Genomic DNA, 22281 nt, shown 5'->3' with positions numbered 1-22281 from the left:
AACACGCGTGAGCATCGAGATCGCCAACGAGTCCGGGGTCGGCGTCGACGAGGGGTCGATCGTGTCGGCCGCCCGCTTCGCCCTGGACCGGATGGAGGTGAGCCCGCTCGCCGAGCTGTCGGTCCTGCTGGTGACCCTCGAGGTCATGGAGGAACTGCACGAGCGGTGGATGGACCTGCCGGGACCGACCGACGTGATGGCCTTCCCCATGGACGAGATGGAGGGCACGCGCCGTCCCGACGCGCCCGACGACACGGCCGCGCTGCTCGGCGACATCGTGCTGTGCCCGGCCTTCGCGCGCGACCAGGCCAAGAAGGCGGGCCACTCGTTGATGGAGGAGCTGCACCTGCTCACCGTCCACGGCACGCTGCACCTGCTCGGCTACGACCACGCCGAACCGGCCGAGGAACGCGAGATGTTCGGGCTGCAGAACCGGATCCTGGCCGAGTACCGGGCCGCACGCCTCGAGGCGTCCCGGCGCGAGGCCCAACGCAGCGCCGATGACCGTCTGCTCGGTGCCGCCGGGCTCGACGGAGGGGCGGACCGGGAGCAGCCGTGAGCAGTACCGCGGCCCTCGTGTTGGCCGTCGCGCTCGTGTTGCTCGGCGGCGTGTTCGCCGCCGCGGACGCGGCCGTCAGCTCGGTGTCCCGCGCCCGGGTCGAGGGCATGCGCCGCGCGGGCCGGGCCGGTGCACGGCACCTCGTGGCCGTCATCGACGAACGCAGCAGGCACATCAACCTGCTGCTGCTGTTACGCCTGGCCTGCGAACTGACCGCCACCGTGCTCGTCACGGTCGTGGTGCTGCGCCGGTTCCAGGAGGACTGGTCGTCCGTCGTGGGCGCGGGCGCGCTCATGGTGCTCGTCAGCTACGTGCTCGTCGGCGTCGGACCGCGCACCATCGGCCGGCAGCACCCGTACCGGGTCGGCCGGCTCGTGGCGCTGCCGGTGCGCGTACTCGGCATCGTCCTCGGTCCGCTGAGCCGCCTGCTCATCGTGCTGGGCAACGCGATCACCCCGGGCAAGGGTTTCCGCGAGGGCCCGTTCACCACCGAGGCCGAGGTGCGTGAGATGGTCGACCTGGCCGGCGAACGCGGCGTCGTCGGCACCGACGAGCGCGAGATGATCCACTCGGTGTTCGAACTCGGCGACACCGTCGCCCGCGAGGTGATGGTGCCGCGCACCGAGATCGTGTGGATCGAACGCGACAAGAGCGTCCGGCAGGCACTGGCCCTGTCCATCCGCACCGGGTACACGCGGCTGCCCGTGATCGGCGACACCGTCGACGACGTCATCGGCGTCGTCAACCTCAAGGACCTGGTGCAGGCGTCGATGGCCGACGGCACCGACGTCACGGCGGGCACCGCGCGCGGCGTGGCCGAGCTCATGGGCCCGGTCGACGTCGTGCCCGACTCCAAACGGCTCGACGGCCTGCTCAAGGAGATGCAGGTCTCCCGGCAGCACCTGGCCATCGCCGTCGACGAGTACGGTGGCACGGCCGGTCTGGTGACCATCGAGGACATCCTCGAGGAGATCGTCGGCGAGATCACCGACGAGTCCGACACCGAACACCGCCCGGACGTCGAGGAGCTCGGCGAGCACACCGTGCGCGTGTCCGCCCGGCTCGGCGTCGACGACCTGGGCGAACTGTTCGGGGTGGACCTGTCCGGCCACGACGTCGAAACCGTCAGCGGCCTGATGGCCGCCCGGCTCGGCCGGGTGCCGCTGCCGGGCGCGGAGGCGGAGATCGACGGGTTGCGGCTGCGTGCCGAGGGCGGCAAGGACCGCCGCGGGCGCATGCGCATCACGACCGTCGTCGTGCGTCCCGCCGGTACGTCGCAGACCGGGGGCGACGGCGGCGCCGGCGCGGACCGTTCCGGGGGATCCCGGCCCGATGGCGACACGTCCGAAGGTGCCGAGGTCAACGGCTCCACGGGCGGCTCCACGGGCGGCGCCGCGACCGGCACCGGCGACAGCAGAGACAGCGGCAAGAACAGCAAGCGCGGCACCGCGGGTGACCAGCTCGACAGCGATAGGAGCGTCGAACATGCCTGACCTCGACCCCGAGGACGAGAAGCTCGTTGTCCTGGCCCGTTCCACCCGGGCCCGGACGCAGGCCGCCGAGGGTGCGGCCGTGCGCGACACCGACGGGCGGACCTACGCGGCGGCGACGGTCGACCTGCCCTCGCTCAAGCTCACCGCCGTGCAGGCCGCCGTCGCGGCCGCGGTGTCGAGCGGGGCCGAGGGGCTCGAGGCCGCCGCGGTCGTCACCGCCGAGCCGCTCGTGGTCGAGGCGTCGGTGCACGCCGTGCGCGATCTGAACGAGGATGCGCCCGTGCTGCGGGCCAACCCGGCCGGCGAGGTTCAGGAGTTCGTGCGGTGACCGACACCGGTTCCGGTAGCACCGGCCAGCAGAGCGGCGACGACCTCGAGGCGAAGTTGCGGGCCGCCGGGATCCAGGACACGGGGTGGCGGGAGACCGACGCCGAGCACCGGTCGGGATTCGCCTGCTTCGTGGGCCGTCCGAACGCGGGCAAGTCGACCCTGACGAACGCGCTCGTCGGCACGAAGATCGCGATCACGTCCAACAAGCCGCAGACGACCCGGCACGCGATCCGCGGCATCGTGCATCGCGACGACGCGCAGCTGATCATCGTCGACACCCCGGGGCTGCACCGGCCGCGGACGTTGCTGGGGGAGCGGCTCAACGACGTCGTCAAGCAGACGTGGTCCGAAGTGGACGTCGTCGGGTTCTGTGTGCCCGCGGACGAGAAGATCGGCCCCGGCGACCGCTACATCGCCGCCGAACTGGCGAAGATCGCCAAGAACACGCCCGTCGTGGGCCTGGTGACGAAGACCGACCTCGTCACCCGCGACGCCGTGGGTGAGCAGCTCCTGGCACTGCAGGAGGTGATGGATTTCGCCGAACTGGTCCCGGTGTCCGCTGTGGACGGTTACCAGGTGCAGACGGTCGCGGACGTGTTCGTCGGCCGCCTGCCGGAGGGGCCGCAGCTCTACCCGGACGGCGACCTCACCGACGAACCGGAGCAGACCCTCATCGCCGAGCTCATCCGCGAGGCGGCGCTCGAGGGCGTGCGCGACGAACTGCCGCACTCGATCGCCGTGACGGTCGAGGAGATGCTGCCCCGCGAGGGCCGCGACGACCTGATCGACATCTACGCGACCGTGTACGTCGAGCGGCCGAGTCAGAAGGCGATCGTGTTGGGACACCAGGGAAGTCGCCTCAAGCAGGTCGGCGCGGGGGCCCGCAAGCACATCGAGGCGCTGTTGGGGTCGAAGGTCTACCTCGACCTGCACATCAAGGTCGCCAAGGATTGGCAACGCGACCCGAAGCAACTCGGCAGACTCGGTTTCTGAGGTCGCCGGGTCGCATCCGGGCGAGGCCGAGCCGGGCATCGTCGCCTTTTCGGACGCCGCCGGGTGACATCGCCACGGGCGTGCCCGGACGGCACGGGTGATGCGGTAGCCTCTCGCGCGATCATCGACGCACCGGGGGAGACCCACATGACCGATCCGTACAACCAGCAGCCGGGCCAGTACCCCGGCCAGCCGGGTGGTTACCAGCAGCCGAACCCTCAGTCGGGAGGCTTTCAACAGCCGGGCGTGCCCGGGCAGCAGCCCTATGGCCAGCAGCAGTACGGACAGCAGCCTTACGGTCAGCAACCGTATGGGCAGCAGCCGTACGGAGGGCAGCAGCCCTACGGTCAGCAGCAGTACGGACAGCAGCCTTACGGCCAGCCGGGTGGATTCCCCGGCCAGCCGCCCGGTGGCGGCCAGATGACGGCGGGCCAGGCTCGGATCATCGTGCCCGGCGCGCAGATCCAGTTCCCGAACACCGGCCCTCTGGTGCTCGGCACGATGGGCAGCAGGTTCCTCGCACGGCTGGTCGACGGGCTGATCGTCGGCTTTCCGGTCGGGATCCTCATGATGATCCTGCAGTTCGCCGTCGTCATGTCCAACCCGGACATGTGGTGGATCTCGCTGCTGATGGCGCCGCTGACGTCGATTCTGTTCATCCTCTACGAGGGTCTGATGATCAGCAGCCGCGGCGCGACCGTGGGTAAGAGCGTGGCCGGGCTGCGGGTCGTGACCGAGCTGAGCACGAACCACCCCGGGGGAGAGGTCGTGCCGGGCCCGCGTTCACCCGGATCGCGTGCCTGTTCGGCCCCGGGCTGATCCCCTGCATCGGCGGGATCGTCAGCCTCCTGATGATCCTGTCGCCGTTCTTCGACGAGCAGGGTCGCCAGGGCTGGCACGACAAGGCCGCGAAGACCTACGTGATCTCGACCAAGCCGGTCAACTACTGACATGACGTCCCCGCGGGCGGTCCGGCCGTGGCACGCCATGCGTGTCACGCCGGCGCTCGCGGGTGGCGGCCTCGCCTGCGGTCTCGCCCTGGGCACCGGCGTGGTCGTCGTGCCTTGCTGGTTCCGGGCCCTGACCGGGGTCGGCTGTCCTTTCTGCGGTGGCAGTCGCGCTGTGGGCGATCTCCTGCGGGGCGATGTTCTCGGCGCGCTCGGCCACAATGCCTTCGCCGTGGGTGTCCTGGCACCGCTGCTGGCAGTGGTGCTCGTCGCGTTGGCGCGCTGGGAAACCGGCCGCGCGTCCCGGTGGTGGCCGGCCGGCGGTGTCGGTAAGGCCCTCGTAGCCGGCCTGATCGTGCTCACGACCGCGTGGTGGGTGTTCCGTGGGCTCCCGGCAGGGGAATGGTTCCGGTCCACCTGACAGACGGGTCTCGAGCCGGGGCGCTGATCCACGGCCACGATCACGATCACGGGCCCGCCGGTGCCGGCCGGGTGTCGGCGGGTCGTGGGATCATGTCCCGGTGAGTCTGTATCGGGACACCGGCGTCGTGCTGCGTGTGCACAAGCTCGGTGAGGCCGACCGCATCATCACGTTGCTGACGCGGCGCCACGGCAAGGTGCGCGCGGTGGCCAAGGGTGTGCGGCGCACGACGTCCCGTTTCGGCGCCCGGCTCGAACCGTTCGGCCACGTCGACGTGCAGTTCTACACCGGCCGCACCCTCGACGTCGTCACCCAGGTGCAGACGGTCGACGCGTTCGCCCTGCCGATCGTGGGCGACTACCAGGCCTACACCGCGGCCGCCGCGATCGTCGAGACGGCCGACCGGCTCGCCGCCGAGGAGGAGCAGCCCGCACTCAAGCTGTACCTGCTCGTGTGCGGTGCGTTGCGCGCCCTCGCCGGCGGCGACCGCGACGCCTCCCTCGTGCTCGACGCGTTCCTGCTGCGGGCCATGGCGTTCGCCGGCTGGGAACCGGCCCTCACCGAATGCGCCCGCTGCGGCGAACACGGCCCGCACGCGGCGTTCAACGTCCAGGCGGGCGGGCTGCTGTGCACCCGCTGCCGCATCCCGGGCTCGGTGCATCCGGCCCCCGACGTGCTCGTGCTCATGGCCGGCCTGCTGCACGGCGACTGGGACGCCGCCGAGGCCACCACCCAGGCCGTGCGCCGCGACGCGAGCGGGCTCGTCGCCGCCCATCTGCAATGGCACCTCGAACGGCAACTCCGGTCGCTGCCGTTCGTCGAACGCCGTGCCCGCGAGGCGCCACTGACCGCCGCGTTAGGGTCGAACCCGCACGAACCCGAACCGGCGGACCCCGACGACACCGGGGACGGCCGGGAAACGACCACAGCAGACGTGCCAGGGAAGGCGGAGGTGGCAGGTGCGGCGGAAGGCGCGCGAAGCGCAGGTGATCCGAGAGACGCGGGCACCTGACCCGCACCCCTCCGGCGCCCGGCCGCCTGCGATCCCGCCCGAGCTGGTGCCCGAACACGTCGCGCTCGTCATGGACGGCAACGGCCGTTGGGCCAACCAGCGCGGCATGCCCCGCATCGAGGGGCACAAGCGCGGCGAGCAGGTCATGATCGACGTGGCCAGCGGCGCCGTCGAACTGGGCGTGAAATGGCTGTCGGTGTACGCGTTCTCCACCGAGAACTGGAAACGCAGCCCCGACGAGGTGCGGTTCCTCATGGGCTTCAACCGCGACACCATCCGCCGCCAGGTCGACTACCTCGGTTCCATCGGCGTGCGGATCCGCTGGGCCGGCCGCAGGCCCAAGCTGTGGCGCAGCGTCATCAAGGAGCTCGAGGCCGCCGAGGAGAAGACCCGGCACAACACGCGGCTGAACATGACGATGTGCGTCAACTACGGCGGACGCGCCGAGATCGGCGACGCCGCGCGCCGCATCGCGCAGGCCGCCGCGGCCGGGGAGATCAACCCCGACAAGGTCGACGAGCGCACCATCGCGAAGTACCTGTACCAGCCGGAGATGCCCGACGTCGACCTGTTCCTGCGCCCTTCCGGCGAGCTGCGCACGTCGAACTTCCTGCTGTGGGAGGCGGCCTACGCCGAGTTCGTCTTCCAGGACACCCTGTTCCCCGACTTCGACCGCACCCAGCTGTGGGACGCGTGCCTCGAGTACGCCAAGCGCGACCGCCGCTTCGGCGCCGCGATCGACCAGAGCCGGAGCGGCGCCGACCAGAGCACCGCCGCGCCCACCGATACCGCCGACGACACCGGCGCGGGCGGCGACACCGATGATCCCGGGAGGGACCCCGCATGACGACCGAGGCCGCCGATACCGCCGAACTGCTGGCCGCCGCGAAGGACGCGCTCGAGAGCTACCTCGACGTGCAGGTCGACGACGACGGCACGCTCACGTTCAAACACTCCGACGTGCCGTGCGTGGTGCAGGCGATGCGGCTCGCCGACGGTCTGCTCGTGCTGAGCCTGACCTGCGTCGTCGCGTGGGATCTGCCCGACGACCCGAAACTCGCTGCCGTCGTGGCCGAACGCGCCGGTCAGGGCCTGTTCGGCACGCTCGGCATCGTGCACAACGAGAGCGGCATGGACGTCACGCTGCGATACGCCTTCCCCGCCCAGGGACTCGACCCGGCCCCGCTGGGAACCCTGCTGATGCTGGTCGTGTCCACCGCGTCCCAGGTGCGTTCCGAGATCGTCGACGGCTGAGCGGACCCGCGCGGTCGCGGCGGCGGCGTTCGCGGCACCTGGCACCATGAGGCCCGTCATGGAAACCGTTGTCGACAACCCCCGCGGCGCGCGGGGCAGAGGGCGCATCACCTCGATGCAGGTGCTGTGCGCCCTGCTGGTGCTCGCGATCCTCGGCCAGAACTGGCTGCGCGAGCTGTTCGACGTGCCGGCCCTGCGCACGGCGTCGACGGTGTTCGTGGCCATCTGCGTCCAGGCGCTGCCGTTCCTGGTCCTCGGCGTGCTGCTGAGCGGGGCGATCGCCGCGTTCGTGCCCGCCTCGTTGCTGCGCAAGGTGCTGCCGCGTCGGGAATCCGCGGCCGTCGGCGTCGCGGGAACGTCCGGCATCGTGCTCGCCGGCTGCGAATGCGCCTCGGTGCCGGTGGCCCGGCGGCTCATGGGGCAGGGCGTGGCACCCGCGGCGGCGCTGACCTTCCTGCTCGCCGCGCCCGCGGTCAACCCGATCGTGCTCGTGTCGACCGTCGTGGCCTTCCCCGGGGAACCGGCCATGGTCGCCGCCCGGTTCGTCGGCTCGTTCGCGACGGCCCTGTTCATGGGCTGGTTGTGGATGCGCTGGGGCAAACTCGAATGGATCGCCGAACGTGCCCTGCGGCGGATGCCCGAGGTCGAGGGCAAGCGGCGGTGGCGGGTGTTCGCCGAGACCGCGCGCGCCGACCTCGTCGACGCGGCCGGGTTCCTCGTGCTCGGCGCCGCCGTCGCCGCGGCCTTCGGCGTGCTCATCCCCGCCGAGTGGTTCTCCACCCTCGGCGAGCAGATCGTGCTCGCCGTGCTGGTCATGGCTGTGCTGGCGGTCGTGCTGTCGCTGTGCAGCGAGGCCGATGCGTTCGTCGCGGCGTCGCTGTCGGCGTTGCCGCTGCTGCCGCGGCTGGTGTTCCTCGTCGTCGGCCCCGCCATCGACCTCAAGCTGTTCGCGCTGCAGGCCGGCACGTTCGGCCGCCGGTTCGCGCTGCGCTTCGCCCCCGCCACGTTCGTCGTCGCGCTCCTGTGCGGCGTCGGCGCGGGCGTGCTGTTCCTCGGAGGCGTGCGATGAAACGCGAGACGCAGAACATCGTGCTGCTGCTGCTCGGCGGTGCGCTGCTGAAGATCGCGATCACGGGCGACTACCTGCGCTACGTCAAGGGCGCCCACCTGCCGTGGATCGTCATCGCGGGCATCATCACCGTGCTGCTCGGCGCCGTCGCGATCGTGCGGGACGTCCGCGCGTCCTCGGGCGCCGGGGCGGACGACGACTCCGCGGATGCTGCGGGCGACGATCCGGGGCACGACGCGCACCATCACGAACACGGCGCCAGGTCCGCGTGGTTGATCCTCGCGCCCGTGCTGGCGGTCCTGCTGGTGGCACCGCCGGCGCTGGGCGCCGATTCGGTGCTGCGCGAGCGGCAGAACTTCCAACCCGCCGACACCGAGTTCGGGCCGCTGCCGGCCGGGGACGTCGTGCCGATGTCGATGACCGACTTCGTCACCCGCGCCGGCTGGGACGAGTCGGGCGCGCTCGAGGAGCGGACGGTGCGGCTCACCGGGTTCGTCGTGCCCACAGAGGACGGCCCGCAGCTGGCCCGCATGGTGATCGGCTGCTGCGCGGCCGACGCGTTCGCGCTGCGCGCCCAGCTGGACGGTGGGCAGGCCGACCTGCTGCCCGCCGACACCTGGGTCGTCGTCACCGGGCGGCTCGTCGACGGCGGGGACCGCCGGGACACCGACTACGTGCCCGCGGTCGAGGTGCAGACGTTGCGCGAGATCCCGGAGCCGGGCGACCCGTACGAGACGTGATCAGGCCCCGGGTCAGGCCTCGGCCGCAGGCCCGGCATCGGCCCCCGCGTTCGTGCAGGTGGCGCAGGTGCCCATGATCTCGATCATGTGGCTGATGTCGGAGAAGCCGTTGCCGTCGGCGATCTTCTGCGCCCATCGCTCCACGGCCGGGCCCTCCACCTCGACGGTGTAGCCGCAGCTGCGGCACACCAGGTGGTGGTGATGGTGCTCGGAGCAGCGCCGGTACAGCGCCTCGCCGGAGTCGGTGCGCAGCACGTCGATCTCGTCGGCCTCGCTCAGCGACTGCAACGTGCGGTAGACGGTCGTGAGCCCGATGCCCTCGCCGCGCCTGCGGAGCTCGTCGTGCAGCTCCTGGGCGGAGCGGAAGTCGTTGACGTCGGCCAGCAGGTCGACGACCGCGGCGCGTTGCCGGGTGGCCCTGCGCCCCGGCAGCGGGGCCTTCGTGTTCGACGTGTCCGCCGACGTGGTCATCGCTTCGCCTCCTCCTGCACGTGTGCGACCGCATCCACCACGATATGCGCCAGGTGATCATCGACCAGCCGGTAGGCGACCTCCCGGCCGCGACGCTGACCGTGTACGACGCCCGCCGACTTGAGTACCCGCAGGTGCTGGCTGATCAACGGCTGGGCCACGTCGAGGGCCTCGACGAGCTCGTGCACGCACCGGTCGCCGTCGCGCAACTGGAGCACGATGGCGATGCGCACCGGCGCCGCGAGCGCGCGCAGCAGCTCACCCGCGTCGGCCAGGGCCTCCGTCGAGGGCGGCGGCGTCGGCGGGGCCGCGGACCCGACGGAGTGATCGTGGGGCGGCGGGACGGCATCGCCCGTCCCGGGTTCGCCTGCTCCGGTGATGTCGGCGGTGATGGCCCCTCCTCGGTGTCGGCTTCGAGTGCGTCCCGGCGTGTCGCGACCATTCTAGGCGGTAGCGCCAGGCCACCGGCGCCGAAGCGCTGCTCACCGCGCCCGCCCCTCGGCCGGGCCCCGGGTGGGCGACGCTAGTCTGGTGGTTCACATCGACGCAGGACCGCATCGAAGCGCCCGCGGCAGCCAGCTGCACCGCGTGCGACCAGGCTTCGGGCGACACTGCATCGACACCTGCATCGAACCACCACTGCGATAGTTCCCACGGAGCGTGGAGTGCCCGCCAACAGCATCGAGACCGTCGTCAACCTCTGCAAGCGTCGTGGCTTCGTCTTCCCCTCGGGGGAGATCTACGGCGGTACCCGGTCTGCGTGGGACTACGGACCACTCGGCGTCGAGCTGAAGGACAACATCAAGCGCCAGTGGTGGAAGGCCATGGTGCAGAGCCGGGACGACGTCGTCGGGATCGACTCGTCGGTGATCCTGCCCCGCCAGGTGTGGGAGGCCTCCGGGCACGTCAACGCGTTCAACGACCCGCTCGTCGAGTGCCTCGAGTGCCACCGCCGCTTCCGGTCCGACCAGCTGGCCGAGGATTACGCCGAGCGCACCGGCACCGAGGTCGACGAGGACGACCTGTCGCAGGTGCCGTGCCCGAACTGCGGCAACCGCGGCCAGTACACCGAGCCGCGCGAGTTCAACATGATGCTCAAGACCCATCTGGGTCCGGTGGAGTCCGAGGAGGGTCTGCACTACCTGCGGCCCGAGACGGCCCAGGGCATCTTCGTGAACTTCCTCAACGTGCAGACCACGGCGCGCAAGAAGCCGCCGTTCGGGATCGGCCAGATCGGCAAGTCGTTCCGCAACGAGATCACGCCCGGCAACTTCATCTTCCGTACCCGCGAGTTCGAGCAGATGGAGATGGAGTTCTTCGTCGAGCCGGGCGAGGACGAGAAGTGGCACCAGTACTGGATCGACCTGCGCACAGACTGGTACACCGACCTGGGCATCGCCAGGGAGAACCTGCGGCACTTCGAGCACCCGAAGGAGAAGCTGTCGCACTACGCGAAGCGGACCGTCGACATCGAGTACCGCTTCCAGTTCTCCGCCGGCCAGGAGTGGGGTGAGCTCGAGGGCATCGCGAACCGCACCGACTTCGACCTCACGACGCACTCCAACCACTCCGGCGTCGACCTGTCGTACTTCGATCAGGCCGGCGGACAGCGCTACCGGCCGTTCGTCATCGAGCCCGCGGCCGGTGTCGGCCGGCCGATGATGGCGTTCCTGCTGGACGCCTACACCGAGGACGAGGTCCCGAACGCCAAGGGCGGGGTCGACAAGCGCACGGTGCTGAAGATCGACCCGCGGTTGGCGCCGTACAAGGTCGCGGTGCTGCCGTTGTCGCGCAACTCCGACCTCACCCCGAAGGCCAAGGACATCGCGGCCATGCTGCGCAAGCACTGGAACGTCGACTTCGACGACGCCCAGTCCATCGGCAAGCGCTACCGGCGGCAGGAGGAGATCGGCACGCCGTTCTGCGTGACCGTCGACTTCGACACCCTCGACGACCACGCCGTGACCGTCCGCGAGCGCGACACGATGAACCAGGAGCGCATCGCGATCGACCAGCTGGAGTCGTATCTGGCTGCTCGCCTCATCGGCTGCTGAGAGTCGACGTCCGTGGATGTGACGCGGTGGGTGCGCCGCGCCGTGGCCGGGGTCGTCCTGATGGCGCTCGTGCTCGTGCTGGGCACCGCGCTGCGGGTCTGGTACGTCGCGCGGGCCGATGAACGGCCGAACGTCGACGCGATCGTCGTGCTGGGCGCCGCCCAGTACAACGGCACGCCGTCGCAGGTGTTCACCTACCGGTTGGCGCAGGCCAAGGAGCTCTACGACGAGGGTGTCGCCCCGCGCATCGTCACCACCGGTGGCCGGGCGCAGGGCGACACCTACAGCGAGGCGCAGGCCGGCACGACGTGGCTGACCGGACTCGGCGTGCCCGCCGAGGACGTCGTCACCGTGCCGGAGGGCAACGACACGCTGAAGTCGTTGGAGGCCGCGGCCCGTGAGGCGAAACAGCACGGCTGGGAGACGTCGGTGATCGTCAGCGATCCGTGGCATTCGCTGCGGGCCAAGACGATGCTCGAGGACCAGGGCGTCACGTCGTGGACGTCGCCGACCCACTCCGGGCCCATCGTGCAGACCCGCGAGACCCAGGCCTGGTACATCACGCGGGAGACCGCGGCGCTGCTGTACTACCACCTGCTCGGCGTCGACAGCGTGCGTTCCTGACGGGTCCGGCGGGTCCTGCCGAACAACCGCCGGAGGTTGCGCCCGTTTCGTACACTGCGCACGTGTCGTACACCGAGCATGATCGCGCCCGGCCCAGTGCCGAACCGGCCAAGGACGGCGGCTGGGACAGCGCCCGTGGGGACACGCGGACCGCGTTCGCCCGGGACCGGGCGCGGGTGCTGCACTCGGCCGCGCTGCGCAGGCTCGCCGGCAAGACGCAGGTTGTCGGCCCGGGCGAGGGTGCAGAGGTCAGCGGCGTGCCGCGGACACGGCTGACGCATTCGCTCGAGGTCGCCCAGATCGGCAGGGGGATCGCCGAGGACCTGGGCACGGACCCGGACATCGTCGACACGGCCGGCCTGGCCCACGACATCGGCCATCCGCCGTTCGGGCACAACGGAGAACAGGCGCTGAACGAGGTCGCGCAGGCGTGCGGCGGGTTCGAGGGCAACGCGCAGACGCTGCGGATCCTCACCCGCCTCGAACCCAAGGTGCTCGGGCCGGAGTCGGCGGGCCCAGCCGCGGACTCGGAGGCTGAGGACTCGGCGCCGGCGACGTTGGGGTTGAACCTCACGCGCGCCAGCCTCGACGCCGCGACGAAGTATCCGTGGCCGCGTGGAGCCGGAACCCCGAAGTTCGGGGTCTACGCCGACGACGTGGACGTGTTCACGTGGATGCGCGAGGGCGCCGACGGCGACCGCTGCTGCATCGAGGCGCAGATCATGGACTGGGCCGACGACGTGGCCTACTCGGTGCACGACGTCGAGGACGGGGTGCGCGCGGGCCGCATCTCGCTGCGGGTGCTGGTCGACGAGGCCGAGCGCACGGCGGTGGCACAGCTGGCGGCGAAGTACTTCACGTCGGAGCCGGTGTCGGCCGTCGAGGACGCGGCCGCGGGACTGTTGACGTTGCCGGGGGTGGCGGAGCTGGCCCGGCAGGACTACGACTCGACGCTCGGCGCGCAGGTCGCGTTGAAGAGACTGACGAGCGTGCTGGTGGGCCGGTACGCGTCGGCGGCGGTGACCGAGACGCGCGCCGTGTACGGCGACGCGCCGCTGGTGCGCCACGCCGCCGACCTGCGCGTGCCCGCTCGGGTGCGCGCGGAGGTGGCGCTGTTGAAGGCGCTGGCGGTGCGGTACGTGTTGAGCGACCGGCGCAGGCTGGTGATGCAGGAGGGGCAGCGGGAGCTGCTCGCCGAGCTGGTCGACGTGCTGCTGGCCCGGTCGCCGGACGCGCTCGAACCGGTGTATGCGCACGTGTGGCGGTCGGCGCCGGACGACGCGGCGCGACTGCGGGTGGTGATCGACCAGGTGGCGACGTTGACCGACGCGCAGGCCCACGCGTGGCATGCCTGGCACACGGGCCGCCACGCCTAGTTCACGTCGATGACGATACGGTCACGGAATGGCTGCCAGGGGAGAGTTGGCACATCTGCGGTTCGCGTTGGCCGTGCACCGCGCCACGGCGGGGGACAGTGACGCGTGCGTGTCGCCGTACTCGGCGGCGAGCGCGTTGGGGCTGGTGACCGACGCGGCGAGAGGGGAGACGGCCCGCGAGGTCGCCGAGCTGCTCGCCGGCGACGATTCGACGCCCGCCGAGCAGGCCGAGCTGTTGGCCGCGGCGGCGAAGCTCGAGCAGGCGCGGGGCCGCGCGGAACCGCAGCTGGCGGTGTCGAACACGTTGTGGGCCTGGGACGGCCTGCCGATCGCCGACGGGTACGCCGACGCGCTCGCCCAGTGGCCGTCGGGCGCGTGGCGCAGGCCCCGTTCGTGGACGACCCGGAGGGCGCGCGGGCGCGGATCAACGCCGACGTGGCGGCCACGACCCGGGACCTCGTTCCGGAGCTGTTGCCGTCGGGTTCGATCGGCGGCGACACGGTGGCGACGTTGGTGAACGCGCTGTACCTGCGGGCGGAGTGGCAGCATCCGTTCCCGGAGGGGGACACGGCCGAGCGGGACTTCCACACGCCGGACGGACCGCTGCCGGTGCCGATGATGCGGCAGACGACGCGCCTGGGGTATGCCGAGGCCGCGGGCTGGCAGTTGGTGTCGGTGCCGGCGGTGGGCGGCGTCGAGGCCGTGGTGTTGCTGCCGGACCGGCGGTTGGCCGATGCCGAGTCCGCACTGGACGAGCACGTGCTCGGTGACCTGCTGGGTGGCGTGCGCCGACAGCGGGTGCGGTTGACGATGCCGCGGGTGTCGTTGGACGTGCCGTCCGCGTGGGGTGATGCGTTGCGCGGGCTCGGGGTGCGGCGGATGTTCACGCCCCAGGCCGATTTCGGTGCGTTGTCGGAGGATCCGCGGTTGTGCGTGTCGGATGTGCTGCACCAGGCGGTGTTGCGCGTCGACGAGAGCGGTGTCGAGGGCGCGGCGGCGACGGCGGCGACGATGCGGTTGGTCTCGATGCCGACGGACGAGCCCGTGGTGGTCGACGTGAACCGTCCGTTCCTGCTGTTGGTGCGGCACGCGGCGACGGGGGCGGTGTACTTCCTGGCACGAGTGGTCACGCCGTGAGTTCCGCGGTGTGGGCCGCGCCGAGTTCGGTGGTGCGGCCGGATTCCCATGTGCGGGGCCGGATTGTCGACGTCCTGGTGTTGGTGGGTTTCGTCGCGGCGGGCGTGTTGTTGTACCGCGACCTGTGGTGGCATCTCGACTCGGGCTATCTGGCGTACGCGGGCCAGGACCAGAACATGTGGGAGTGGTTCTTCGCCGTGACGGCGGAGAACGTGCTGACGTTGTCGAATCCGTTGCACACGGATCTGCAGAACTTCCCGCTCGGCGTGAACCTGATGGCCAATACGGCGATGTTGGGTTTCGGGGTTCCGTTGACGCCGGTGACGGTCCTGTTCGGACCGACGGTGACGTGGACGTTGACGTTGAGCGGCGGTATCGCGGCGACGGCGTTCGCCTGGTACTGGCTGTTGTCTCGGTACATCGTGGACGGTCGGGGCGCCGCGGTGCTCGGTGCGTCGGTGGCGGCGTTCGCGCCGCCGATCGTGTCGCACGCCAACGCGCACCCGAATTTCGTGGTGCTGCTGGTGATTCCGCTGTTGGTGCACCGGTTGGTGTTGTTGGCGCGCGGCGAGCGGCCGGTGCATCACGGCGTGATTCTGGGGCTGCTGGCGGCGTTCCAGGTGTTCGTCGGCGAGGAGTCGTTGCTGATCGCCGCGGTGGCGATGGTGGTGTTCGCCGTGGTGTACGCGTTGTCGCGGCCGGCGGAGGTGGCGGCGATGGTGCGTCCGATGGCGACGGGCGTGGCCGTCGGTGGCGCGGTGGCGGCGGTGCTCGTGGCGGTGCCGTTGTGGTGGCAGTTCGCGGGTCCGCAGAGTTATCAGGGGATCGAGCACGGGCTGAACGGCAACGACCTGGCGGCGTTCACGGCGTATGCGTCGAACTCGTTGGCGGGTTCGGAGGAGTCGGCGGTCGAGTTGTCGATGAACCGCACCGAGGAGAACGCGTTCTTCGGATGGCCCTTGATCCTGGTGTTGGTGGCGGTGACGGTCGCGTTGTGGCGGGTGGCGCTGGCGCGTGCGGTGGCGGTGTCGATGTTCGTGATGGCGTGGATCTCGATGGGTGTGCTGTTGGTGGTGCACGGCGAGGGCACGTCGATCCCGGGCCCGTGGATGGCGTTGTACGACGCGCCGTTGTTGGACGCGGTGTTGGAGTCGCGGTTCGCGCTGGCGTGTGCGCCGTTGGCAGGGATTCTGTTGGCGATGGCGACGCAGCGGGTGCTGGGGCTGCGGTGGCAGGCGGAGTGGCGGCATTTCGCGCAGGTGAGTTGGTGCGGTGCGCTGGTGGTGGCGTTGGTGCCGATCATGCCGATGGCGTTGCCGGTGGGGGCGCGGGACGAGGTGCCCGAGTTCTTCGCGTCGGGCCAGTGGCAGAACCATGTCCGGGACGGCCGGGCTGTGACGATCGTGCCGTTGCCGAGCGCGGGGTACGCGGATCCGTTGCATTGGCAGGTGGATCAGGGCTTGGAGTTCCGGCTGTCGGAGGGCTACTTCGTGGGGCCCGGTGAGGACGGTGGGGGCGTTTACGGTGCGCAGCGGACGCCGACGTCGGAGCTGTTGGCCGAGGTCGACGAGACGGGCATGGCCACGACGGTCGGCGAGGCCGAACGCGAGCAGGCGGTCGAGGATCTGCGGTACTGGCATTCGGACGTGGTCGCCTTGCGCGACGACCACCCGAACGTGGTGCCGCTGCGGGCCACGGTCGAGCAGTTGCTGGGCAACTCGGGACGACAGCAGGGCGGCATGTGGATCTGGAACACCACATCGCTCACGCAGCCCTCGGGGAACTGAACGCAGCTCTCGAGGCGCGGGAGGCGGATCTCGCCGTGCCGAGTGCAGATCTCGTGCCGCCACGTGTCAACACGGCGACGTGAAACGCTGACACGCGCGCGCAGGATGCCGACACGGCGACGTGAGATGCTGACACCGGACTGTCGGTGGGGCGTGCCACGATCACGGGCGTGCGTACCCTCCGCCTCGACACAGCCCGCAGGACGGCCCTGAAAGCCCAGGGCCTGGCCGCCGCCCCCGCGGCCCGGAAACCGGCTCCCACGGCAGGCACGGCCGCTCCCGCGGCCCGGGAACCGACCCGTCGGCAGCTGACGGGGACGCTCAACCGGATCAAGCTCCTGCAGCTGGACTCGGTGAACGTGGCGATGCGAGCGCACTACGCGCCGTTGTTGGCCCGGTTGGGTCCCTACGATCCGGCGCTCGTCGACGACGCGGCCTGGGTGGACACGGCGCGCAGGCCGCGGCTGCTGGTGGAGTGCTGGGCGCACGAGGCGAGCCTGGTCCCGGTGGAGGACTGGCCGTTGTTGATGTCGGGGGCGAAGCGTCGCGGCTGGTGGCGCGGCTACGAACGGCTGGTGGACGAGTCGACGGGGCTGGTCGACGACATCCTGGCGGTGGTCAAGGACCTCGGGCCGGTGGGCGCGGGTGCGATCGAACGCGCGTTGACGGGCGGGGAGCGCCGCACGCCGGGGGCCTGGTGGGAGCGTTCGGACGTCAAGAAGGTGTGCGAGTGGCTGTTCGGCACGGGGGAGTTGAGCACGGGCACGCGCCGCGGGTTCGAACGCTGCTACGACCTGACCGAGCGGGTGCTGCCGGCGCACGTCCGTGAGCGTCGCGTCGACCCGGCCGAGGCGGCGCGCCGGCTGGTGGCCAACGCGGCCGACGCGCTCGGCGTCGGCACCGAGACGGACCTGCGGGACTACTACCGCCTCGGTCCGGAGGTCGCGCGCACGGCCGTCGGGGAGCTGGTCGAGGACGGCACCCTCGAACCGGTGCGGGTCGAGGGATGGGACCGGCACGCGTACCGGCACAGCGACGCGACGACTCCGCGCAGCGTGACCGGCCGCGCGTTGCTGTGCCCGTTCGACCCGCTGATCTGGGAACGCGCCCGCACCGAGCGGCTGTTCGGGTTCCGCTACCGCATCGAGATCTACGTGCCCGCCGCGAAACGGGAGTACGGCTACTACGTGTTCCCGTTCCTGCTCGACGGGCAGCTGGTGGGTCGCGTCGACCTCAAGGCCGACCGCGCCGCCTCCGTGCTGCGGGTGCCCGGCGTCTTCGCCGAACCGGACCTCGACGGGCGCGGCGTCGACCGTCGCCGCGTCGCCGCCGAGCTCGCCGCCCAGCTGCGCGAGACGGCCGCGTGGTTGGAACTCGACGACGTCGCCGTCGGCGACGCCGGGAACCTGGCCGCCGAGCTGAGGGCGGAGGTCAGCCCGCGGTCGCGGTGAGCGCCCGGCACACGATGGCGTCGCCGACGCCCGTGCGCGCCCGCACCGACAGAGGCACGTCGCGGTCGGGAGCCATGTCGGCGACGTCGAGTTCGCTGATCGCACGCCCGGAACCGGACGACAGGTCGATCTCCGCGGCCACCCCGGACCGCACGCCGACGCGGATCGTGCCCGACCCGGTCGTCGCGTCGATCTCCCCGGCCGCGGCGTCGGAGAGGGTCACGTCGCCGTTGCTGGTGCGGATGAGCGTGTCGCCGGCGACCTCGCCGAGGCGCACGTCGCCGGCGCTGGTCGTCACCGCCGACGGGCCGCCCACCAGCGCGATGTCGACGTCGCCCTTGGAGCGCAGCTGGACCCCGCCGCGCAGCGCGCCGGCCGTGACGTCGCCACCGCCGGCGCGGATCGTCACCGCGCCCTCGGCCGCACTCACGGTCACGCCGCCCGACCCGGTGCTCAGCTCGGCGTCACCGGCGGTGCCGTCGACCGTGACCGGACCCGCGGCGGCGCGTACGCGGACGGAGCTGCCGGTCGGGGCGTGCACCGTGACGCCCAGCGGCACCGCGTGCAGCGGCAACGCGCCCGGTCCGCGCACGACGATGCGACCGTCGTCGGCCTCGATCCGCGACTGCGCCACCGCGTCGGACGGAGTGCCCGCCAGTTCGGCCGCGCCGAACCGGTCGCCCACCCAGCTGAGCAGGCTCGTCACGCTGTCGGTCCACGGCAGATGCGCGTCCGGGTCGTGGCGCACGGTCGCCGAGAACGGTCCGTCCCCGAGCAGGACCGTCACCGACCCGAACGGGATGTCGACGTCCACCTCCACCGGTGCGGTCGCGTCGAGGTCGAAGGTCTCGACGCGGACCGGGTCCGCCGGCTGCTCGCTCATGATCAGCCCTCCACCCATCCGTGCAGATGCGAGCGGTCGGTCCGCGGCCGGCCCGCCTGCTGGTCGTCCTGCTTGTCCTGGTCGGCCCCGCGCTGGTCGGGCCTGCGCCCGGGTCGGTCGTGGCCGCGGCGCGGTCCGCGGCGCCGTTCCCACGGCCGGTCCTCGCGGCCCCGGCCGGGGTGTTGCCACGGCGGGCCGCCCCACGATCCCCCGTGGGGGTGCTGACCCGCTCGCAGTGCCTGCTGAACGGCCTGCGCGACGAACGAGTTCAACGACAGCCCCTGCGCCGCGGCGGCCTGCTCGGCCTGCGCCTTGATCTGCTCGACGATGCGCAAGGTGATCCGGCTGATGTCACCCGAGGCTCCGGTGATGTCGGTGATGTCATCGAACGAGAAGCCGGCGTCCGGGCCGGGCGTCCCGGCCTCGCCCGCACCGCCGGCGTCCGGGCCGGCGGGGGCGGGGCGTTCGACGACGACCCGCACGTCGCGCCCGTCCAGCCGCACGTCGACGGTGTGTTCGTCCAGGTGGGAGCTGACCTCGGCGGCCATGTCGGCGAGGGCGTTCATCAGCGTCAGCCGCGCCGCCGGTTCGAGTGCCGCCGACAGCACCGTGGCGGCCCGCTGCAGCTCCTCGTCGCCGGCGGAGGCGCTCGTCGCGAGGTCCTCGCGCAGCCGGTCCAGATACGGGGTGAGGTCCATGACCCCATGGTGACGTCATAGTTGACATCACGCAAGGCGTCATCGGAGGAGCGGGGTGACGTCGGCTGGCGTTCGGGCCGGGCGGTCCCGACGATCGTCGGTGCCGGCAAGTACGCTGCGCGATGCAGCGAGCAGGGGCCGACGGGCCCGCTGCTCGGGTCGAACAGACCGGGGTCGAGACGTGAGGGAGTCGGACGTGGCCGAGACGGTGTCGCCGCAGGTGCGGTTGATCGCGAAGACGGAGTTCTTCCCGCCGGAGGACGTGGCGTGGAGCACCGACGCCGACGGCGGGCAGGCGCTCGCAGAGTTCGCGGGCAGGGCCTGCTACCAGTCGTGGCAGAAGCCCAACCCGAGGACCGCGACCAACGCCGGCTACCTCGACCACATCATCGAGGTCGGCCACCTGTCGGTGCTGGAGCACGGCTCGGTGACCTTCTACCTGACGGGCATCTCCCGGTCGCTGACCCACGAGCTCATCCGCCACCGGCACTTCTCGTACTCGCAGCTCTCGCAGCGGTACGTGCCGGAGAAGGACGCCGCGTTCGTCGAGCCGGACGTCATCGCCGAGGACCCGGAGCTGCACGAGAAGTTCCTGGCGGCCTCGCAGGCCAGCGTGGACGCCTACACCGAGCTGCTCGCCGGCCTCGAGGAGAAGTTCGCCGACGCGCCCAACGCCACGCTGCGCCGCAAGCAGGCCCGGCAGGCCGCGCGCGCCGTACTGCCGAACGCCACCGAGACCCGCATCGTGGTCACCGGCAACTACCGCGCCTGGCGGCACTTCATCGCGATGCGCGCCACCGAGCACGCCGACGTCGAGATCCGCGCACTGGCCGTGGCGTGCCTGCGGGAGCTGCAGAAGGCGGCCGAGAACGTCTTCTCCGACTTCACGATCTCCACGTTGCCCGACGGCACCGAGGTCGCCACCAGCCCGCGCGTGGCCGAGGCTGATCCGCGGTGCGCCGGCTCGCCATCGACGTCAAGCCGGGGGAGTACGCGGTAGTCCGCCTCGACGCCGCCGAACCCGTTCCGTCCGGGCTGTTCGACCGCACCGACGGGGTGTTCGTGTCCGTCACGCGCACCGGCGACGAGACATCGGTGGTGTGCCCGTCGGACGTCGCGCCCGCCGCGGCGCAGGCCGAGCGCGGCTGGCGGCTGCTCACGGTTCGCGGACCGTTGGCGTTCACGCTCACCGGCATCGTGGCCGCCCTGTCGAACGAGCTGGCCGCGGCCGGGGTCGCGCTGTTCGGCATCTCCACGTTCGACACCGATCACCTGCTGGTCAAGGCCGTCGATCTGGACCGCGCCGTCGACGCGTTGCGTGGCGCAGGGCACGAGGTGGACGTTTCGGACGTCTGAGGTGATAGGCGTCGTTACTATCGGCGCGCACCCAGTTGGACGAAGTGAGGCCACCGCGTGACCGAGAACGCCCCGAACCAGGATTCGACCACCCACGCCCACCGTCCGGCGCGGACCGTGGCCGACCGCTACCGCCTGCTGGCCGAGTTGGGGCGGGGCGGGATGGGTGTCGTGTGGCGTGCCGAGGACACCGTGATCGGGCGGCATGTCGCGATCAAGGAACTGCGGCTGCCGGACGGGGAGAGCGCCACGGTGTTCTCCGAACGCGTGCTGCGCGAGGTGCGCACGGGTGGCCGGCTGAACGATCCGGCCGTGGTGACGGTGTTCGACGTCGTCACCGAGGGGGACGCGACGTTCATCGTGATGGAGCTCGTCGAGGCGCCGACCCTGTCGGACCTGGTCGCCGAGCGGGGCCCGCTGCCGTTGCACGAGGTCGCCCGCATCGGCGAGCAGGTGCTGTCGGCCCTGGAGGCCGCGCACCGTGCCGGCATCGTCCACCGGGACGTCAAACCCGGCAACATCATGGTCGCGCCGAACGGCCGCGCGAAGCTGACCGATTTCGGGATCGCGCAGGCCGTCGACGACCCGCGGATCACCACCAGCGGGATGCTGATCGGTTCGCCCGCGTTCATGTCGCCCGAGCGGGTGGCCGGTCAGGAGGCGCTGGCGGCGTCGGACCTGTGGTCGCTGGGCGTGACGTTGTACTTCGCGGCCGAGGGCGTGCTGCCCTTCGAACGGCAGACCACCGCGGCCACGCTGCACGCGATCATGAACGAGGCGCCGCAGCTGGCCCGCACGCACGGACCGCTGGCCACCGCGATCACGGGCATGCTGACCGCGGCGCCGGAGGCGCGGATCCCGGCCGGTCAGGCGCGCGGTCTGCTGACCGCGGCGAGCCAGCCCGCGATGACCCCGCCCGGCGGCCAACCCACCGCCGGATACCCCATGGCCGGACAGCCCGGACCGCACGCCACGGCGATGCACCCCGGCGGCGGACCGCCGACCACCGCCATGCCGAACACGGCCGGCGGCGGACCGTCCGGCGGCATGTCGGCCGGCAAGCGCAAGGCGCTGCTCATCGGCGGTTCCGCCGCGGCGGTGGCGTTGCTGGTCGGCGGGATCTTCCTCGGCAGGCCGATCTGGTCGAGCGGCACCGACGGCGCCATGGCCGAGACGCTGACCTACGGCCAGGGCGGCGACATCGAGCACTACTACTTCAACCCCGGCACGCGCCCGTGCGTGAACACCCCGCTCACCCCGGGGACGGCGTTCTCGGACAGCAACGCCGTGCGCTGCGAGGACGAATCGCACGACGCGCAGATGTTCGACCACGCGTCGGTGACGCCGTCGCAGTCCGGGACGGGCGACGAGGTCACGGCGTCCTACCCCGGGGACGAGTACGTGCGCACCTTCGCCGAGGCGAAGTGCGCCGCGTCGTTCCACAGCAACCGCATCCGCGACACCGCGCGGGACGGTCTGCAGTACCTGGCGATGGTGCCGACCGAGGACCAGTGGAACCGTCCGATCACCGACGACAACGACCCGGTGCGCTCGATCTACTGCTTCGCGGTGCCCGCCGAGGGCGGCCGCCTCGACAGCACCGTCACCCGCGACGTCGAGTGAGAC

General features: G+C 71.4%; 23 protein-coding genes and 1 pseudogene. 20 read left to right on the top strand and 4 right to left on the bottom strand.

From position 1 onward, the window contains the following. Positions 1 to 7: 7 nt before the first annotated feature. The 11 genes from ybeY to BJF85_RS12730 all read left to right on the top strand — a co-directional run bounded on the left by ybeY (position 8) and on the right by BJF85_RS12730 (position 8818). Positions 8 to 559 carry an rRNA maturation RNase YbeY gene (gene ybeY / locus BJF85_RS12780; RefSeq protein WP_075847650.1) on the top strand — a complete coding sequence of 184 codons (552 nt, stop codon included), beginning with the start codon at positions 8 to 10 and terminating at the stop codon, positions 557 to 559. Further along, positions 556 to 2052, top strand: a complete 1497-nt coding sequence (locus BJF85_RS12775; protein ID WP_083666324.1) for a hemolysin family protein — start codon at positions 556 to 558, stop codon at positions 2050 to 2052. The genes ybeY and BJF85_RS12775 overlap by 4 nt, the downstream gene beginning before the upstream one ends. Then, positions 2045 to 2380 carry a cytidine deaminase gene (locus tag BJF85_RS12770; protein ID WP_075847648.1) on the top strand — a complete coding sequence of 112 codons (336 nt, stop codon included), beginning with the start codon at positions 2045 to 2047 and terminating at the stop codon, positions 2378 to 2380. Before BJF85_RS12775 ends, BJF85_RS12770 begins: the two co-directional genes overlap by 8 nt. Before the next feature lie 71 nt (positions 2381 to 2451). Next, the gene (gene era, locus BJF85_RS12765; RefSeq protein ID WP_075847681.1) at positions 2452 to 3375 is read left to right on the top strand and encodes a GTPase Era; all 924 of its coding nucleotides are present in this window, start codon (positions 2452 to 2454) and stop codon (positions 3373 to 3375) included. A gap of 147 nt (positions 3376 to 3522) precedes the next feature. Further along, entirely contained in the window at positions 3523 to 4194 is a 672-nt protein-coding gene (locus BJF85_RS27340) for an RDD family protein (RefSeq protein ID WP_083666322.1), read from the top strand. A 168-nt stretch (positions 4195 to 4362) separates the two neighbouring features. Continuing rightward, positions 4363 to 4743, top strand: coding sequence for a DUF2752 domain-containing protein (locus tag BJF85_RS12755; protein WP_075847679.1), 381 nt, complete (start codon positions 4363 to 4365; stop codon positions 4741 to 4743). A gap of 100 nt (positions 4744 to 4843) precedes the next feature. After that, positions 4844 to 5755: a DNA repair protein RecO gene (gene recO / locus BJF85_RS12750; RefSeq protein WP_075847646.1), complete on the top strand. Its 912-nt coding sequence runs from the start codon at positions 4844 to 4846 to the stop codon at positions 5753 to 5755. Next, positions 5703 to 6602 (top strand): isoprenyl transferase, encoded by a 900-nt coding sequence (locus BJF85_RS12745; protein WP_075847644.1) that lies wholly within the window; start codon positions 5703 to 5705, stop codon positions 6600 to 6602. The genes recO and BJF85_RS12745 overlap by 53 nt, the downstream gene beginning before the upstream one ends. Beyond that, a complete protein-coding gene (locus tag BJF85_RS12740) occupies positions 6599 to 7009 on the top strand; it encodes a YbjN domain-containing protein (protein WP_075847642.1) in 411 nt (136 codons plus the stop codon). The genes BJF85_RS12745 and BJF85_RS12740 overlap by 4 nt, the downstream gene beginning before the upstream one ends. A 58-nt stretch (positions 7010 to 7067) precedes the next feature. Next, the gene (locus tag BJF85_RS12735; protein ID WP_075847640.1) at positions 7068 to 8078 is read left to right on the top strand and encodes a permease; all 1011 of its coding nucleotides are present in this window, start codon (positions 7068 to 7070) and stop codon (positions 8076 to 8078) included. Beyond that, entirely contained in the window at positions 8075 to 8818 is a 744-nt protein-coding gene (locus tag BJF85_RS12730; protein ID WP_075847638.1) for a TIGR03943 family protein, read from the top strand. The genes BJF85_RS12735 and BJF85_RS12730 overlap by 4 nt, the downstream gene beginning before the upstream one ends. Positions 8819 to 8830: 12 nt before the next feature. On the opposite strand, the gene BJF85_RS12725 is transcribed toward BJF85_RS12730, so the two are convergent. Both BJF85_RS12725 and BJF85_RS12720 read right to left on the bottom strand, forming a co-directional pair. After that, positions 8831 to 9289 carry a Fur family transcriptional regulator gene (locus tag BJF85_RS12725; RefSeq protein ID WP_075847636.1) on the bottom strand — a complete coding sequence of 153 codons (459 nt, stop codon included), beginning with the start codon at positions 9287 to 9289 and terminating at the stop codon, positions 8831 to 8833. Then, positions 9286 to 9681, bottom strand: a complete 396-nt coding sequence (locus BJF85_RS12720; RefSeq protein ID WP_255375593.1) for a helix-turn-helix transcriptional regulator — start codon at positions 9679 to 9681, stop codon at positions 9286 to 9288. Before BJF85_RS12720 ends, BJF85_RS12725 begins: the two co-directional genes overlap by 4 nt. A 273-nt stretch (positions 9682 to 9954) precedes the next feature. On the opposite strand from BJF85_RS12720, the gene BJF85_RS12715 reads away from it, so the two are divergent. From BJF85_RS12715 to BJF85_RS12690, 6 genes and pseudogenes are all read left to right on the top strand, one after another. Beyond that, the gene (locus BJF85_RS12715) at positions 9955 to 11343 is read left to right on the top strand and encodes a glycine--tRNA ligase (RefSeq protein ID WP_075847632.1); all 1389 of its coding nucleotides are present in this window, start codon (positions 9955 to 9957) and stop codon (positions 11341 to 11343) included. 60 nt (positions 11344 to 11403) lie between these two features. Then, the gene (locus BJF85_RS12710; protein ID WP_075847677.1) at positions 11404 to 11967 is read left to right on the top strand and encodes a YdcF family protein; all 564 of its coding nucleotides are present in this window, start codon (positions 11404 to 11406) and stop codon (positions 11965 to 11967) included. A 62-nt stretch (positions 11968 to 12029) separates the two neighbouring features. Next, entirely contained in the window at positions 12030 to 13343 is a 1314-nt protein-coding gene (locus BJF85_RS12705) for a deoxyguanosinetriphosphate triphosphohydrolase (RefSeq protein WP_075847630.1), read from the top strand. A gap of 28 nt (positions 13344 to 13371) precedes the next feature. Then, positions 13372 to 14480, top strand: a pseudogene (locus BJF85_RS12700) (serpin family protein). After that, positions 14477 to 16267 (top strand): glycosyl transferase, encoded by a 1791-nt coding sequence (locus BJF85_RS12695; RefSeq protein ID WP_083666318.1) that lies wholly within the window; start codon positions 14477 to 14479, stop codon positions 16265 to 16267. The pseudogene BJF85_RS12700 and the gene BJF85_RS12695 overlap by 4 nt, the downstream one beginning before the upstream one ends. A gap of 170 nt (positions 16268 to 16437) precedes the next feature. Next, positions 16438 to 17718: a winged helix-turn-helix domain-containing protein gene (locus tag BJF85_RS12690; protein WP_075847674.1), complete on the top strand. Its 1281-nt coding sequence runs from the start codon at positions 16438 to 16440 to the stop codon at positions 17716 to 17718. Here BJF85_RS12690 and BJF85_RS12685 read toward each other — a convergent pair. Both BJF85_RS12685 and BJF85_RS12680 read right to left on the bottom strand, forming a co-directional pair. Beyond that, positions 17699 to 18601, bottom strand: coding sequence for a DUF4097 family beta strand repeat-containing protein (locus tag BJF85_RS12685; protein WP_075847628.1), 903 nt, complete (start codon positions 18599 to 18601; stop codon positions 17699 to 17701). The genes BJF85_RS12690 and BJF85_RS12685 overlap by 20 nt on opposite strands. A 2-nt stretch (positions 18602 to 18603) precedes the next feature. Beyond that, a complete protein-coding gene (locus BJF85_RS12680; RefSeq protein ID WP_075847626.1) occupies positions 18604 to 19299 on the bottom strand; it encodes a toxin-antitoxin system HicB family antitoxin in 696 nt (231 codons plus the stop codon). A gap of 196 nt (positions 19300 to 19495) precedes the next feature. Here BJF85_RS12680 and thyX point away from each other — a divergent pair, with 196 nt between their 5' ends. From thyX to BJF85_RS12665, 3 genes are read left to right on the top strand one after another with little or no spacing between them, the layout of a single operon-like run. After that, complete coding sequence (gene thyX / locus BJF85_RS12675; RefSeq protein ID WP_075847672.1) at positions 19496 to 20299, top strand: FAD-dependent thymidylate synthase; 804 nt, start codon at positions 19496 to 19498, stop codon at positions 20297 to 20299. Beyond that, positions 20254 to 20655 (top strand): ACT domain-containing protein, encoded by a 402-nt coding sequence (locus BJF85_RS12670; RefSeq protein WP_075847624.1) that lies wholly within the window; start codon positions 20254 to 20256, stop codon positions 20653 to 20655. The genes thyX and BJF85_RS12670 overlap by 46 nt, the downstream gene beginning before the upstream one ends. Before the next feature lie 57 nt (positions 20656 to 20712). Further along, entirely contained in the window at positions 20713 to 22278 is a 1566-nt protein-coding gene (locus BJF85_RS12665; protein ID WP_075847622.1) for a serine/threonine-protein kinase, read from the top strand. The last annotated feature ends 3 nt before the right edge of the window (positions 22279 to 22281 follow it).

The organism is Saccharomonospora sp. CUA-673 (genome assembly GCF_001942305.1).
Taxonomy (GTDB): Bacteria; Actinomycetota; Actinomycetes; order Mycobacteriales; family Pseudonocardiaceae; genus Prauserella.
Note: the sequence above shows the minus strand (reverse complement) of the source record. Positions and strands in the feature narration are given on the sequence as shown.